This window comes from Methanococcoides vulcani, from assembly GCF_900111645.1.
Classification (GTDB): domain Archaea; phylum Halobacteriota; class Methanosarcinia; order Methanosarcinales; family Methanosarcinaceae; genus Methanococcoides; species Methanococcoides vulcani.
Window position 1 is genome coordinate 32,107 of record NZ_FOHQ01000003.1, and the last position, 15,829, is coordinate 47,935.

Annotated in this window: 13 protein-coding genes; 4 read left to right on the plus strand and 9 right to left on the minus strand. The window is 41.8% G+C overall.

What is annotated here, in order from left to right; translation table 11 throughout:
• Window positions 1-33: 33 nt before the first annotated feature.
• The 5 genes from BMX02_RS05515 to BMX02_RS05535 form a co-directional block, all read right to left on the minus strand.
• On the minus strand, window positions 34-1,233 hold the full coding sequence (locus BMX02_RS05515; protein WP_091689713.1) for a glycoside hydrolase family 57 protein: 1,200 nt from the start codon (window positions 1,231-1,233) through the stop codon (window positions 34-36).
• On the minus strand, window positions 1,230-2,360 hold the full coding sequence (locus BMX02_RS05520) for a glycoside hydrolase family 57 protein (protein WP_091689714.1): 1,131 nt from the start codon (window positions 2,358-2,360) through the stop codon (window positions 1,230-1,232). The genes BMX02_RS05515 and BMX02_RS05520 overlap by 4 nt, the downstream gene beginning before the upstream one ends.
• 60 nt (window positions 2,361-2,420) lie before the next feature.
• The gene (locus tag BMX02_RS05525) at window positions 2,421-3,590 is read right to left on the minus strand and encodes a glycosyltransferase family 4 protein (protein ID WP_091689715.1); all 1,170 of its coding nucleotides are present in this window, start codon (window positions 3,588-3,590) and stop codon (window positions 2,421-2,423) included.
• Between the two features lie 75 nt (window positions 3,591-3,665).
• Window positions 3,666-4,640: a galactose-1-phosphate uridylyltransferase gene (locus BMX02_RS05530; protein ID WP_091689716.1), complete on the minus strand. Its 975-nt coding sequence runs from the start codon at window positions 4,638-4,640 to the stop codon at window positions 3,666-3,668.
• A gap of 61 nt (window positions 4,641-4,701) precedes the next feature.
• A complete protein-coding gene (locus BMX02_RS05535; RefSeq protein ID WP_091689717.1) occupies window positions 4,702-6,525 on the minus strand; it encodes a glycosyltransferase family protein in 1,824 nt (607 codons plus the stop codon).
• A gap of 258 nt (window positions 6,526-6,783) precedes the next feature.
• On the opposite strand from BMX02_RS05535, the gene BMX02_RS12285 reads away from it, so the two are divergent.
• Together BMX02_RS12285 and BMX02_RS05540 are read left to right on the plus strand one after the other, a co-directional pair.
• Window positions 6,784-7,158 carry a cation-transporting P-type ATPase gene (locus BMX02_RS12285; protein ID WP_342707207.1) on the plus strand — a complete coding sequence of 125 codons (375 nt, stop codon included), beginning with the start codon at window positions 6,784-6,786 and terminating at the stop codon, window positions 7,156-7,158.
• Window positions 7,097-9,445, plus strand: coding sequence for a cation-translocating P-type ATPase (locus BMX02_RS05540; protein ID WP_342707202.1), 2,349 nt, complete (start codon window positions 7,097-7,099; stop codon window positions 9,443-9,445). Before BMX02_RS12285 ends, BMX02_RS05540 begins: the two co-directional genes overlap by 62 nt.
• A gap of 157 nt (window positions 9,446-9,602) precedes the next feature.
• Here the strand turns inward: BMX02_RS05540 and BMX02_RS05545 are convergent, their stop codons facing one another.
• From BMX02_RS05545 to BMX02_RS05560, 4 genes are all read right to left on the minus strand, one after another.
• Complete coding sequence (locus BMX02_RS05545; protein ID WP_244625189.1) at window positions 9,603-10,433, minus strand: glycine betaine ABC transporter substrate-binding protein; 831 nt, start codon at window positions 10,431-10,433, stop codon at window positions 9,603-9,605.
• Between the two features lie 126 nt (window positions 10,434-10,559).
• Window positions 10,560-11,390 (minus strand): ABC transporter permease, encoded by an 831-nt coding sequence (locus tag BMX02_RS05550; protein WP_091689719.1) that lies wholly within the window; start codon window positions 11,388-11,390, stop codon window positions 10,560-10,562.
• Window positions 11,391-11,393: 3 nt separating this feature from the next.
• The gene (locus BMX02_RS05555; RefSeq protein WP_091689720.1) at window positions 11,394-12,605 is read right to left on the minus strand and encodes a quaternary amine ABC transporter ATP-binding protein; all 1,212 of its coding nucleotides are present in this window, start codon (window positions 12,603-12,605) and stop codon (window positions 11,394-11,396) included.
• A gap of 286 nt (window positions 12,606-12,891) precedes the next feature.
• Window positions 12,892-13,938 carry a calcium/sodium antiporter gene (locus BMX02_RS05560; RefSeq protein WP_177165252.1) on the minus strand — a complete coding sequence of 349 codons (1,047 nt, stop codon included), beginning with the start codon at window positions 13,936-13,938 and terminating at the stop codon, window positions 12,892-12,894.
• A gap of 180 nt (window positions 13,939-14,118) precedes the next feature.
• Between BMX02_RS05560 and ribH the strand changes: the two genes are divergently transcribed.
• Window positions 14,119-14,538, plus strand: a complete 420-nt coding sequence (ribH, locus tag BMX02_RS05565) for a 6,7-dimethyl-8-ribityllumazine synthase (protein WP_177165253.1) — start codon at window positions 14,119-14,121, stop codon at window positions 14,536-14,538.
• Window positions 14,539-14,591: 53 nt separating this feature from the next.
• Window positions 14,592-15,734, plus strand: coding sequence for a pyridoxal phosphate-dependent aminotransferase (locus BMX02_RS05570; RefSeq protein ID WP_091689722.1), 1,143 nt, complete (start codon window positions 14,592-14,594; stop codon window positions 15,732-15,734).
• Window positions 15,735-15,829: the final 95 nt, after the last annotated feature.

Below are 15,829 nucleotides of genomic sequence, written 5' to 3' on the forward strand. Positions count from 1 at the left end.
ATGTATCGCTCCATTTAAAGAACTATTTATAATTCATTCATCCATTTCAGCCAGTTTCCTGAAAACACAGGTTTTGAAATCCAGGAATACTGCAATGAAATTTATTGCTGCATCATAGGGTGATGTATGGATACTGAAATACGAGTGAACATCCCCATCGCCTAACCATTTTGTACTCATGTAGTAATAGTGGTCAGATGTCAGAAGGTGCTTCCATATGTTAATAAGCTCCGGATCTTTGGTTCTTTTCACATAAGGACCAAGCCGTTTTGCCTCTTCGAAGCATCTACGTTGCATATCGTTACCAAGCCATGCACTTGTATCTCTTTCCATGTCTGCCCATGAGACCGTGCTAAAGTCCCCAACATCTATCTCTCCTACCGGATTATATTTCTCAATGACTTCGGAAGGTGTATTGAACTCAATGCCCTTGTTAAGGACCTCATCAGGTAAAGCCCGGAGGAAATCAAAGATACCTGTGTCTGCCCACTGGTGTTCACCAAAGGTTTCGTAATCCATGAAGATATTCAGGCAATCTCCTTGTTCCTTAGCTGCCCAGCAGGCCCACTTGTCAGCAGTTAATGGATACTCTTCCCACCATTTTGCTGAGAAACGATAGCCTATATCATCACTCATCTTATAATTCCTCATAAGAACGGCGATGTCGCAGTCCTTTGCCTTGTAGACATGATTGGGTGAGCGGGATTCCAGCAGCCGATCAACCCCTTCGGTAAGTATGGCTTTGTAACCCATGGATGAGACGGTTTCTGCAATACTGTTATTGTAAAGGAGTTCTGTATTTCTGAAGACCTGTGGCTTTACACCAAGCAGGTCTGAAGTGAGATCATGGTGGGTCTTTACCTCTTCCCTGAACTCATCCTTGCTATCGAAAAGACCTGCAAGAGAATGATAATTGGTCTCATCAAGGAATTCCACACACTTTGAATCAGCAAGTTGGTTGAAAATGTCAAGGACATCAGGATTCCATTTTTCACACTGGCTCAGAAGAGTTCCGGTTATTGAAACACTGAACTTGAAATTGCCTTCATACTGGTCAACGAGTTCTGCCAGGAGAGTTGTGGCTGGAAGGTAACACTTGCTGGCAACCTTCTCAAAGATATTTCGGTTTATTGCAACATCGAAATACCTTTCGAACCCTTTTGAGTCATCCGGCCAGAACCACTTTAAACGATAAGGCTGGTGGAGCTGGAAGTACATACACACGGATCTCATACCCTCACCTCCAGAAGTGCACGTTTAAAGTCCGAGATCGCAGAGAAGCTATTAACTGCCTTTTCATAGCCAAGATTATTGTTGTCAGACCCCATCTCCAGCAATATTTCGCTTTGTTGTAGGTATCGGTAGATACAATTCAGTTTTTCATATTCAGGAGTGTCTTTTAACGTCTGAAGGATCTCACCTATACTTATCAGTTCATGCAGGTACAGGTGCTGAGGATGATTTCCAAGTAAATTATGCATTCCATAGCGAGAAGTAGACTTGTTTATGATAGAAGGAAGTTCTTTTGTCTTGAATTTCTTCAAAGCTTCTTCAGGGGTTACCATGGAAATTCCATATTTATCAAAACTTTCCGGAAGATCGATCAGGAACTGAAGTATATCGCTTCTGTTCTGTTGATGAGCAAGGATAGAACTATATTTCAAATGTAATGTCGTCACATCGCCTTCCATACCTGCTATCCATGAAGCGAATTTATCAGCGATCAAAGGATAGCTTTTCCAATTCTGATCTGAAAAGCGTAATTCTATGTCTTCACTTAGGGATATGTGACGCAATAACGTCGGTATATGATTACCATAAACGTACATTGGATCACTTCCATACAATAGATTTTCTGAACCTTCTGAAATGAGGCACTTGAACTTCATATCTTTAAGTGTCGTACTGAGCTCTTTTGTAAGTATCAGTTCCGCATTTATGAATGTACGGGGATTAATACTGAAGATCTCTTTGATCTTATCCCGATGCATGGAAACCTGATCTTTAAATTCCTTATTATCAGGGAAAAGGGACGATACGGAATGATAATAAGGGGAAGCTGAAAAATTGGCACCCCTGTCCTTTATCTCCTGAAATGATTCTATTAAAGCAGGATTCCATTTACATTGATCTAAAAATATCCCGGATATATCAAAAGTATACTTCGCACCATTATCTATTGAATCCAGCAAAGCCTCATTCGTACTGATTATCTCCGGCACATTTCTTTCTAAAGCAGAGTATATTTGGGGTTGATCAAAATATGTTTCGAATTCCGGAGAACGATACCCCCCAGATGGCCAGTACCATTTTGGCATCCAAGGAAAATGTACTTCTGAACAGATGCAAACCGACTGCATTCCCAAGCCTCCCGTTTTATTATATTTCCGATGGCATTAGTCACTATTGATTGCCAGAATTTAATTTTTGATAGCATCAAGGTACGCTTCACTTGTTTGTTCTGCGATCTTGTGCCAGTTGTATTTAGTGTCGATAAGTTCTTTACCAGCTTGTCTCATGCTGTCATTGGAGAGATCGTCAAGCACGTGATTTAAGCCCCATGCAATAGACTCCGGATATTTGTATACAAGGATACCATCGACATAATTATCGATTATCTGGACAGCATCTGTTGCAACGATGGTCCTTTCAGCATCCCAGCCTTCAAGAACAACTATGCCAAAAGGTTCGTTCCTGCTTGGAATACAGAGAATATCGCATGCATTAAACCAGTCCCTTGCTGTTTCATCATCTGCATACCCCAGAAAATGACAACGATCTGAAACATTTTCTGCATTTACGAGATGTTCACAGTGAGGGCGCATTTCACCTTCACCAATGAAGACAAACTGGGTATCCCAGCGATGATCCAACACTTCAGGGATCGCTTCAACAAGTATATCCGGACCTTTTTGGTAGCTCATACGTCCTATGAACAAAACAACCGGTGCAAGAGGATGGATCCCAAATCTTTTTTTCACTTCACCGGCGTCAACGTCCTTTTTCATTTTGCCATGAAATATACCGTTTGGAATGATGGTGATCTTCTCATCGGGTATCTGGTATAGGAACTTGATCTCATCTGTAAGTTGTTGTGAAGTGGATATGACTTTTATGGATTCATAGCCGGCTTTCCATTCCCTGTGAGATATTTCCTCGGCTTCCCACCAGTTTCCATGTACATTACCGTTCCTTCCCCATTCAGTACTGTGATATGTGAACATAAAGGGTATTCCAAATTCATATTTGATCCTTGAGACCACATTGAAAGGATGCCAGTCATGGACATGCAATATATCGAACTTGCCATATTCCTTCGTAACATCAAGGAATCTCGAGTACATTGAATCACACATACTATCCATTTGCTGGACAATGCCTCCGTCAAGAGAATGGTCAACACGATGGTAGTGAACTCCATTCACTTTCTCATATGGTTCAAGTTCATGATTTCTTGTAAATATGTGAACTGAATGTCCCTTCTCAGCAAGAGCTTCTGCAAGTTCGGAAACATGCGGTGCTATACCGCCCACTTTTATCGAGTGTAGACTCTCCCAGGAGAACATCCCGATCTTTAAATTTTTCCCCATTTTTTCAACCCTAATTATTTTAGATTTATAGTTTAATATTTCTATACATATTTAAAATTATCATTTGGAATGGCTTCAAAAATCACCCTGAAGATAATTCACAGCCGTTTCCGGCGGCATTGTATTGATGAATACCTCGGTATTTTTCTCAAATCCCGCTGTCTTAGTTGTAACTGGCTGGATCTTTAAGTTAAAGTGATATCCAGTTTCATCCCTTAGCTGATAGAACATGTAATTGTAAGGGATCTCTCCAATATTGTTCCATAGACCTGATAGAGCAGAATGAATTGCCTTTCCAAGAGAGCTCAACTGGTCCTGGTCGAACCCTGAGATATGATTTGTATGTACCTTAGGCAGGATCCACATCTCATATGGAACTTTTGAGCAATAAGGTGTTATAACCAGAAAATGCTCATTTTCATATAAGAGTCTCTCACTTTTGCTTTCTTTCTCTACAATATCACAATAAGGGCATCCTGAATATGAATCGATGGCCTTCATTTCTTCCATTAAAACCGGAGGCTTGATAGGCATTGCTATTAGCTGGGAATGTGTATGTTCCAGAGATGCACCTGCCTTTTCTCCCCAGTTCTTGAAAAGTGAAACATATTCTATCTTGTCCATGGATTCGTAGTGCATTACGCGATCCTGATATACCTTCATAAGTAATGTCATCTCTTCGTCGGAAAGATCAGGTGTCACATTCTCATGCAAAGGTGTTTCGACTATAACTTCATGAAAACCATAGCCTGGGGTCACATCGAGATCGGAATTAACTTCACTGGCATCCGGAGCAAGTGCAGGATAAAGATTTGGTATGCAACGCATATCCCATCTTGTTACCCTTGAACCTTCGGAATCCTTCAGGATGCTACCATTTTTATAAACAGCAGTTGCAAGAGGAGTTTTGTCTTCTTCACCGGCACAAAAAACACATTTATTGGATGCCTCTTCTTTCTTTTCTGCTTTGAACACTGAAGGTCTTTTACTTCTTCCGGGTGCTATTATGCAATATTCATCCAGAAAATAATGTTTACGTATCTCTGACATTTTTCCCAACATCCCTAATATAAATCCATTTAGTTACTTTCATAAGAGCAATGCTTTTCTTTTACAGGTCCTTTAGCTCATTTTTCGGTTTTGTACCTGTCAGCATCTCATAGTATTGCTTAGTAGGCTCCTTCCAGTTCATATCCTTGGCAAGGAGATTTGCTTCCTGGCATAGGAAATTATATTTTGTCTTATCGTCAGTGTAAGTATCTATGAAGTAATACATGGTAAGTGCATAATCTGCTATCGTTTCAAGATAGGCCTGATCGATATTATCAACTACCAATACTCCCCCCATTCCCATCACAAGTCGCTTGACAGTTTTTAATGCATCACTGAATCCACAAACCTTGCTGACAATACTGGGAGTTGCTTCCTTTCCTGCCTCAAGACCGGTTAACAGGAAAGGCTCGTATCGTGAAGGGAATATACCGGCAATACAGCCAGCCATGAACTCATCGACCGTCATGTTGAAACCGCCATCTTTCGCTGACAACCACTGGGGGTAAAGAACAGCAGAAACATACCTGCTACCACCTGGAAGTCTGGAACATTCAAGTCCCCGGCTCTCTATCATTCTTTGTATCCGCAACTCTTCGCCGATCAGTACCTCTTCATTGAGCATGATCGGGAAATTTTCCGGCAGATTCGTTTTTGGACCATGGGCAGTTATGATGAAACACACAACCCTGTAGTTTTCATTAAGCCTGCCGGCTTCGACCTCTATTCTTACCATCCTGTCAAGAAGAAGAAGTGAATCCAGCAGGTCAGGATAGCCTTTATTTTCAATTTCGATCCTTGATATGGAGAAGATAGGAATGATCCTTTCCGGTGAAAGTTCTACGCTGTTATGGGTATTGTAAAGTTTACTGGAAGTTAGCTCCTGGATCTTAGTACGGCATTTTAGCTTTTTATCCCATAGTTCATCAATGTCTTCTATGTCAAGATCGATACCATTCCTCACAATAATGGAATCAATATCATAGAACAATTTGATCTCTTTTTTTGTAGAATCTCCCACAGCAGTTACAACATCTGCATATGAGGACAACGACTCAAGGGTTGCCATATTTTTTGGAACCCCATCGCCCCATGAACTATCATTATCACGTATTTTCTGGATAGAAAGATGTCCTGCAACTCTACCGGGAATAGTTGCATGATAAGTTGCAACTGAATTTATCGGAACACCAATTTTCTTGAGTCTGGCAATTGCATAAAAGACACCGAACTCGTGGCAGTGTAATGAAACATGCCATGAAGGTATCAGGGAGCTGGCAAATTCTGAAATTAGTTCATCCCCATAGGTCCTCGCTTTTTCTTCCCTGAGAGCTACAAGAGTATGAACAAATTCGGATATTGCATACGAAAGATTTAGGTAATGCGTATATTCGGTCCTGTTACCCATACCCTCATATGACAGGGAATCAAGACCAATGATATCATATGCTTCAGCTTTTATCTTATTTTCCAGACAGATATGTTTTCCTTTATATTCAATGAGAGTCCTGCAAAAATCATTGGTCCTGAACATCAGGTAGATAATTTCTATCTCTTCTACCTTTCTGGCTCCAACAATAAGTTCTATACCTTTTTCCCGGAGCTTTTCGATGATAGTTGAAAATCCTTCATCGGGAACAAAATCTTCGAACTCACTCATATCTGTGATACGGTTCAGACCCTTGTTCCAATCCGAGCCACTATATCCATAATAAGGACACGCAACAAAGATCCTTGGAGTTGATTCCTCGTCTATGGTCCCGTCTTCAAGCATTTGAGCAAGATTCTTTACTTCCGCATCAATAACATTCCATATACCGCCCATCTTATTGGACTTTGGACCCGCTTCTTCACCAGCAATAATTATGCATTTACGTTCGAACACCCAGTACCCCCCCCGAACTTATTAATTGTTTACAGATATTAGCAGGAATACTATATTAGTTTTTGTAAAATTATCAATTATACTATATGTTTCTGGAGAAAAATTGATCTGAACATTTTATGCACCGTTTTTTGATCAGATGGAACAATCTATATCCTATTATTACAGTTATATGTACAAATATGTTGAGAGTATGGGGGTAACATTATACTCAACAATGAAGTTCCTGATTGCGGGGCAAAAGGCGATGAGCATAGCATCTCTCTTGAAGAATTTCTCAAAAGGTTCGATGCTGACACTGAAGGATTAACATCAGCTGAAGCCCTGGAAAGGTTGGAGATATGTGGAAAGAATATTCTTGAAAATATAGGTCGCGAATCAACTCTCAAGAAGTACTTAAAGCAATTCCGCAATTTTTTCTCGATCCTGCTTATTACAGGGGCTTTGCTTTCATATACAGCAGAACTGCTGGATCCCGGAAAAGGAAACCTGTACATCGCTATTGCCCTTTTTGGAGTTGTCATTCTTAATGCCACTTTTACCTTTATACAGGAATACCAGACCGAACAGAATGGCGAGTTTCCGCCAGCTTATACCTCCTGTTGCCAAGGTTCTGAGGGATGGAAAAATTAAGGAAATATTGGCATCTGAACTGGTTGTAGGAGATGTCATATTCATTGAGGAAGGCGACAAGGTCCCTGCTGACGGAAGGCTCATTGAAGAGAATACTTTAAAGGTTGACAATTCGTCACTGACCGGAGAGGCTGAGCCACAGTTACGCTCACTTGAATGCACTCATCCAAACGTACTCGAATGCAGGAATATGATATTCTCAGGCACGCTTGTATTAACAGGTAACGGAAAAGCTGTTGTTTATGGAACCGGCCAGAATACACAGATGGGAAAGCTTGCAACACTGACGGAACAGACAACATCAGTTGAAACACCTCTTCGCAAAGAGCTTAACACTTTCATCAAGATCATTTCCATAATCGCAATATTTCTGGGTATATCCTTCTTTACGATCGGCTTTGTGATACAGGACCTCTTCCTGTTAAATCTCATTTTTGCGATAGGCATCATAGTTGCTAATGTCCCTGAAGGACTGCTTCCAACTGTGACACTGGCCTTAAGCCTGGCCTCAAAAAGAATGGCAAAAAGGAATGCGCTTATCAAACAGCTCGAATCAGTGGAAACACTTGGATCGACCACGGTCATTTGTACTGATAAGACCGGGACACTGACCCAGAACAAAATGGCGATACATTCGATGACCTTGGGTTTTGAACAGATCGATGTGAGCAATGGGGAAGTTCCACTGGACATTCTATTGAAAGTAGCAGTACTTTGCAATAATTCAAGACTCACTGAAGGACCTGCGGGATATAAGGGAGATCCCACTGAAGGTGCTTTGTTGATGTACGCATCAAAATTCACGGATATTGATGTGATGCGGGAAAATAATACTCGATTAAAGGAGTATTCGTTCGATTCCATGAAAGAAAGGATGCAGGTCATTTACCACACTGATACGGGTGAGCAGGAATCCTACCTGAAAGGAGCAAGTGAGGTTGTTGTTAAAATGTGTGACCACGTCCTGATGAACGGGGACGAGGTACCTATTACAGAAGATGACAGGAACGACCTCCTTGACATGCACCTGAAGATCGCTGAGAGGGGGGAACGTGTGCTTGCTCTTGCATATCGCAGGGCAGAAGAGGAGGTCGAATACGACACCGGTTTTACCTTCATCGGTTTTACCGGAGCGGTGGATCCACCCAGGCCGGAGGTCAAAGATGCTATTCATAAATGCCACCGGGCCGGAATTAAGGTAGTAATGATAACAGGGGATCATCCGGTAACTGCCGTTTCGATCGCAAAGACCGTGGGTTTCAGTAATAATGACCATGAGCCGGTGATGATCACAGGTGCTGAGCTGGATGAATTACCACTTGATGAACTTTCAGAAAAGTTAAAGGCTCCGGATATTATATTCGCGCGAACATCCCCGGTTCAGAAATTGAAGATCGTACAGGCATTTCAGGCAATGGGAGAGATCGTGACCATGACCGGGGATGGTGTCAATGATGCTCCTGCAATAAAGAACTCAGATATGGGAGTCGCCATGGGAAGCGGTACGGATGTTGCAAGAGAATCTGCTGACATGATACTTCTTGATGATAATTTTGCCACCATCGTCAATGCGGTGGAAGAAGGTAGGACCGTCTTCGATAATATCAAGAAGTTCATTGCCTACATTCTTACAAGCAACATTCCGGAAATACTGTCATTCATTGCATTTGTTCTGCTTTCGATCCCCCTGCCTATGAACGTGCAGTTGATCCTTGCTATCGACCTTGGTACAGATATACTTCCGGCACTGGCCCTGGCTGTTGAGAAAGGTGAAGGGGATATAATGAAGCGGCCTCCTAGATCAAGATCTGAAAAGCTCCTGACACCGCAGGTACTTCTGACATCCTATGGACTGAAAGGACCGATCGAAGCTCTGGCAGGCTTCACCTGTTATTTTGCAGTACTTATGGGAGGGGGCTGGACCTGGGGACAGGCCTTGCTAAGCAATGAACTTCTTTACAGGCAGGCCATAATGGCATTTTTCGCTGCGGTCATAATCTGCCAGATAGCAAACCTGCTCGTATCCCGCACAAGAGTGGAATCAGCATTATCAAAGAACCTGTTCACTAACAAGATAATACTACTGGCGATCGTGAGTGAATTGTTGATACTTTCCATGATAATGTTCTATCCGTTCGCAAACACGATATTTGGAACAGCACCTGTTTCGGTGGAATACCTTCTACTTGCACTGCCGTTTGCAATATTGTTGTTCGTGCAGGATGAGGTCAGGAAATATTACATCAGAAAGGGCTCATTGCTTGCAAAAGTTTTCCTGAAGTGGTGATCACATCGGACCATAATATATTGAAACTGATGATATTATATTGGTACCTCTCAAAATTCACTACAATAAATAAAATGTGAACTTATAAAAAGTAATTTATAAGTGATTATATTCTTGGACAGAACAAAAAGTTAACAAAAAGAAAAATGGAAGGGGATTACTCGCCCAACCACTCATTTACCTTTTCAGGATTGTTCTCTATCCACTTTGCAGCTGCTTCTTCAGAAGTCATTCCCTGATCAAGGTCCAGCATGATGGACTCTATATCAGATAGCTCCATTTCATATCTTGAAAGAATTTCGTAGACTTCAGGCCTATCCTCTGATAGGTCCTTTCTTGCCACAATAACAAGATTGTCACCGTCACCATAGACATTCTCCGGATCTTCCAGGAATTTAAGGTCCATGCGTGCGAATGCCCAATGTGGCTGCCAGAGTGTTACAACCATCCACTCTTCATTGTCTATTGAATCCTGTAGTTCGGTTGCCATTCCAACGGTACTGCTTGCCCTTAGTTTATAGTCAAGGTTGTATTCCTCAACTACAGTTTCAGTTGTTGCCATTATTCCTGCACCAGGCTCAATTCCCTGTATATCGCCATTGAACTTATCCTTATTTTCATTTAGTTCGTCTATGGAGTCAATGGTAACATATGTTGGTACAACCAATCCGATCCTGGCACCAGTACTTATGTTCTTGACATAATCCAGGTCATTGCCATATCTTTCCCAGTATAAACCCTGGGTCGTGGGCAACCATGCACTTGCATAGAAATCGATATCTCCTTGGGCAACACCCTGAAAAACAGCCCCAAGGTCTGCATTTATGGCCTCAACTTCGTATCCTTCTGACTCAAGGACCTGCTTCAGGACAAAAGTATTTGCCCTTGCATCATCCCATGGAGGATAGCCAATGATAACAGGTTCTGCACCTTGAGGTGTTTTTTCTTCTTCCTGCTCTGCACAACCAGCTGCAAAAAGAGTTAACATCAATACTAGAATCAACATAAATGATTTCATTTTACTTTTCAAAATATCACAAACTTTAAAATATTCTCCAGTTTATTTTTTGCATAGTTATCATACGGCATTGCCGCTATGAAAGAAAGATGCATCTTACTTAGGCGTAAGATGTTGTGTGAACCTGTCAAGTATGACCGCAATGATCACAATTCCAAGTCCTGCTTCGAATCCCTGACCGATATCGACCCTTTGTATACCGATAAGGACCTGATATCCCAGACCTCTTGCACCGATCATGGCAGCTATTACCACCATTGAAAGTGAAAGCATGATGCACTGGTTGACACCTGCCATTATACTCGGCAGTGCAGTTGGTAGCTCCACCTTGACCAGTTTCTGCAATGGGGTCGAACCAAATGCATCGGCGACCTCTGTCAGTTCCTTCGGGACCTGCCTGATACCCAGGTTTGTAAGCCTGATAGCCGGAGGCATTGCGAATACGATCGTTGCAACAAGTCCGGGTACATTTCCAAGTCCGAAGAATATGACAGCAGGAATAAGGTACACAAATGAAGGCATTGTCTGCATCAGGTCAAGTATAGGTTTGATCACATGGAATGCCCATTCATTCTTTGCTGAAATAATTCCCAATGGTATTGCAACAAGTAATGCAAGGAATGCCGATGAGAGCACAAGTGAGATCGTCTCCATCGATAGTTCCCATAGACCCATATTGTCTATCAGGAGCAAACCGACAACGCTGCCAATTGCAAGTTTTAAATCTTTCTTGCCGATAAAATATGCAGCAATTCCAATGATCAATGTGAATAATATCGGAGGAAACAAAAGGAGGACATCATTAAGGCCAGATATCATGTAATCGGTCATATCACTGAAAATATCCAGCGCCATTCCAAAATTATCATCGATCCAGTTGACCAGAGTTTCTGCACCCTCACCTATCGGGATCTTAGGCATAGCCATTGATCACACCTCCTCGATCGCAAGTGCACCAAGTACACTTCCCCTTACAATAACTCCAAGGAGTTTTCCATCATCCTTTGCAACCGCAAGGGGGGAACTGTTCTCTATTACCGGGATAAGTTCGTTTAAAGGAGTGTCAGGATGAGTTATAGTGACATCATCTGACATAATGTCCCTGATACTCTTTCCTTCTTTTGAACCTTTTAATGCATCATCCACTTTAATGATGCCTTCAACGTGCTTTTCCCTGTTCACGACAAAAATAGAAGATATACCATGTTCCCTCATCAATTTCAAAGCCACTTTCGGACCGGAGTTGATTGATACTACAGGTTCAGCACGTTTCATTACCGCTTCTGCAGTGAATATCTTAGTCCGGTCAACACCTGCTACGAACTTAGATACATAATCATCTGCAGGTTCTGTAAGGATCTCTTCAGCAGTGCCTATCTGTGCGATCTTACCATCATGCATGATCATGATCCGATCCCCCAGTTTCAGGGCTTCATCAAGGTCATGAGATACGAAAACGATCGTTTTCTGCATCTTGTCCTCCAGTGCAAGCAATTCATCCTGCATCTCGCTTCTTATAAGAGGATCAAGAGCACTGAAAGCTTCATCCATCAGGAGGATATCCGGATCAGTTGCAAGTGCCCGTGCAAGTCCGACCCTTTGCTGCATCCCTCCGCTAAGCTGGGAGGTCTTGCTTTCCTCATATCCTTTAAGGCCAACGGTTTCGATAGCTTCTTTTGCCTTAGTATGCCTTTCTTCCTTTGATACACCTTGTATCTCGAGACCGTATGCAACATTATCCAGAACTGTTCTGTGAGGAATAAGTGCGAAATTCTGGAAGACCATTCCCATCTTTTTCCTGCGCATCTCTCGCAGTTCTTCAGAACTTGCTGTGGCAACATCGTTACCATCGAGGAGGATATGTCCGTCAGTTGGATTTATCAAGCGGTTAATGCATCGCAAAAGAGTAGATTTTCCAGAGCCTGAAAGGCCCATTATTACAAAGATCTCGCCTTCGTAGATATCAAAATTGACGTTGTAGAGTCCAACGTTCTGTCCGGTTTTTTCAAAAATTTCACGCTTTGATAATCCCTTTTCGATGAGAAAAAGAGCATTTTTGGTTTTTCTCCCAAAAATTTTAGTTAGGTTTCGTACTTCAATTTTCTTTTTTGGACTTTGGATACTAAAATCTCCAGTTAACATTGAATTCATTTTCAATGTTGAATAAAAACGTATTGGGGTCTTAATTTCGTTGGCTCTAATCAGTGAAACTATGTGTTATATATTTTGTGGGTTGCAAAATTCATCGATCAGCTCTTCCACAGATCATCTACAAACCTAATAATAAGAAGTTCCCAGTACATTTTTCCAGGATGTATACTCATGAGAAAATAATAATTGATAAGTCAATTTAGATGATTATTAAATATGCCGGATTAGTCAATTAATATCGGGCAACTCAATTGAAAAATTTATAATAGTTCAGTGATCACAAAGCTACATCGGACCTGAACAGCAAGATCAGGAAGACCACATAAAGCAGGATCAATGCTATTCCTTCAATTCTCCTTATCTCCCAGTGAGTATTGATGAACCATAAAAGAATCACACTGATCATGATCATGAACGGTATTGTGAACATAATGCTAAGTCCTGTTATTTCGAGAGGGAACACAAATGCAGAGATTCCCAGGACCAAAAAGATATTCGTTATGTTGGAACCGATCACATTCCCGATTGCAATGTTCCCATAACCTTTACGTGCAGCAGATATTGTCACCATTAGTTCAGGAAGTGAAGTGCCTACTGCAACCAGTGTAACACCAACAAAGGTGTCAGGAACCTGAAAGAGTTGTGCAAAGAATATTGCCTCTTCAACAAAGTATTTGGCACCAAATATCACCGCGATTCCGCTAACCGCGAGAATAAAAAGATCTTTGGAAGTGTCACCGCGTTCCTTTTTATTCTCTTTTTTGTCATCGGAGTTAAAGTCATTGATTCCCTCTCTGATACGGTGGTTCATAGACTCTACATATTTGAATTTGACAAAATAACCGATAAACTCCACGAAATGGGACTTAGTTTCATATTTTGACTTATCCTCGAACAAAAAGAAAATATAAGCGACATAGAAAAGGACAAGGACAACTGCTTCAGCTCTTGAAAGTTGCAGATCAAATGCAAAAAGAAGGAAAAGAGTGGAAGCAAAGAGCATGATGTATCCATCCCTTTTCAGCATTTCTGAGTCGGTCTTCACCACCGAGATGATCGCAGCACAGCCGATTATAAGAGCTATGTTCGCAATATTCGAACCCACGATATTTCCAACAACTATCCCGCTTGATTGTGAAAGTGACGCCGCTACAGAAGAAGCAAGTTCAGGTATTGAAGTTCCAATAGCAACAAGAGTTAGTCCAATGATGAACTCTGAAACTCCGAGTTTTTTTGCAATGGCAGATGCTGAACTGACAAAAAGATCCGAACCCTTGACCAACAGTGTCAGGCCGATAAGCAGGATAGCAACGTTTGATAACATCAGCTTGTATTTGAAAGCATTTCTATTTATCTTTGTGTATCATGTCCTCATTTTTGTGTATGATATCGTGCATAATAGGGATACGAAATCGGATGAAACAATAGCCTATACGTATATTTATATGCAAGATTGATGTTTAATGAAGAATATAAGTTAGACATTATAAAGGAGTTTGATGCTTTGAGTGATAGTGAACCTATTAGATTGGGATTTGTTGTAGCTGAGTTTAACAGGGACCTGACATACCAGATGGAGCTTTTGGGAACAGAGCATGCAAAGTTCCTTGGCGCTGAGGTCACAGATACCATTCTGGTACCTGGCGTATATGATATGCCTCTTGCTATCAAGAAACTTTGTCAGAAAGACGACATCGACGCTGTGATCACAATTGGTATTGTGATCGAAGGTGCCACAAAGCACGACGAGATCGTTGTCCAGCATGCTGCAAGGAAGATCACTGATCTTTCACTTGAATATGACAAACCAGTAACACTTGGTATTGCAGGACCTGGCATGACACGCATGGAAGCACACCAGCGTGTGGATTACGCAAAACGCGCTGTTGAAGCTGCTGTAAAACTTGTCAGACGTCTTAAATAACTTGTACAATTCCAACTTGAACTTTAAAAACGATATAATGAGGGATAATTCCTATGCCATCATCAAGACTTGAGCGTGTAGAAGAATCGGCAACGATCAAAATCGCAAACGCTGCCAACAAGCTGAAAAGTGAAGGTATCGATATCATCAGTTTCAGCCTCGGCGAACCGGATTTTGACACTCCTGGACATATTTGCAAGGCAGCCGCCGACGCAATGTACCGTGGTGAAACACATTATGCACCATCCGACGGTATTCCGGAACTCAGGGAAGCAATTGCAAACAAGCTGGTAAATGAGAACAAGCTTGATTTTACACCAAATGACGTACTTGTCACTCCTGGTGCAAAACAGGCGATCTTTGAGATCATTATGTCAGTCCTCGACGACAATGATGAGGCTATCCTTCCTGATCCTTCATGGGTATCCTACAGCCCCTGCATCAAATTTGCAGGTGCGAATCCCGTCTGGGCACCTACTGATCCGGACAACGGATTCATGCCTTATGGAATTGAGGAACTTGTAACTGACAAGACAAAGCTCATCATCGTTAATTCCCCATGTAATCCCACAGGTGGAGTGTACGATAAAGAGATGCTCAAGACAGTTGCAGATCTTGCTATCGACCACGATCTGCTTGTGATCTCCGATGAGATATACGAGAAGATCATCTATGATAAAAAGCACATCAGCATGGGTTCACTGGATGGGATGCACGATCGTACCATAACAGTTAACGGTTTCTCAAAAGCATATGCTATGACCGGCTGGAGACTTGGTTACGTGGCAGCTATACCGGAACTCATGAGTGGTTTCAAGAAGATTCATTCCCACTCCGTAAGCAGTGCTACGACCTTCGCACAGTTTGGTGGCGTAGCAGCACTGGAAGGACCTCAGGAACCTGTCAATAACATGATCACGGAATTTAAAGCAAGACGTGACATCCTTATCGATGGTCTGAATAAAATTGGTTTTAAGTGCAAGAGACCCGACGGTGCATTCTACGCATTTGCCGATGTAAGCGAGTTCGGCAATGGTGATGAAGTAGCAGATAAACTGTTACAGGAAGCACACGTAGCAGTAACTCCGGGATCAGGATTCGGAGCAAGCAGTAAGGATTTCATAAGGATCTCCTATGCTACATCACAGGAAAGGATAAGGGAAGCACTTCAGAGGATAGAGGAAACACTCCTCTAAACCTTTTATTTTATATATTTTTTTTAGGGTTCTTTAGATCCGTATCTCAATATCAGATCTAAATATTATATCTCAACATTCGACTCTAATATCCG

Coding starts and splice junctions, on each gene's coding strand:
- BMX02_RS05530 (WP_091689716.1), bottom strand. CDS start 4,640: ATGTCAGAGATACGTAAACATTATTTTCTGGATGAATATTGCATAATA.
- BMX02_RS05570 (WP_091689722.1), top strand. CDS start 14,592: ATGCCATCATCAAGACTTGAGCGTGTAGAAGAATCGGCAACGATCAAA.
- BMX02_RS05545 (WP_244625189.1), bottom strand. CDS start 10,433: ATGTTAACTCTTTTTGCAGCTGGTTGTGCAGAGCAGGAAGAAGAAAAA.
- BMX02_RS05550 (WP_091689719.1), bottom strand. CDS start 11,390: ATGGCTATGCCTAAGATCCCGATAGGTGAGGGTGCAGAAACTCTGGTC.
- BMX02_RS05520 (WP_091689714.1), bottom strand. CDS start 2,360: ATGCAGTCGGTTTGCATCTGTTCAGAAGTACATTTTCCTTGGATGCCA.
- BMX02_RS05560 (WP_177165252.1), bottom strand. CDS start 13,938: ATGTTATCAAACGTTGCTATCCTGCTTATCGGCCTGACACTGTTGGTC.
- BMX02_RS05515 (WP_091689713.1), bottom strand. CDS start 1,233: ATGAGATCCGTGTGTATGTACTTCCAGCTCCACCAGCCTTATCGTTTA.
- BMX02_RS05540 (WP_342707202.1), top strand. CDS start 7,097: ATGGCGAGTTTCCGCCAGCTTATACCTCCTGTTGCCAAGGTTCTGAGG.
- BMX02_RS05525 (WP_091689715.1), bottom strand. CDS start 3,590: ATGGGGAAAAATTTAAAGATCGGGATGTTCTCCTGGGAGAGTCTACAC.
- BMX02_RS05555 (WP_091689720.1), bottom strand. CDS start 12,605: ATGTTAACTGGAGATTTTAGTATCCAAAGTCCAAAAAAGAAAATTGAA.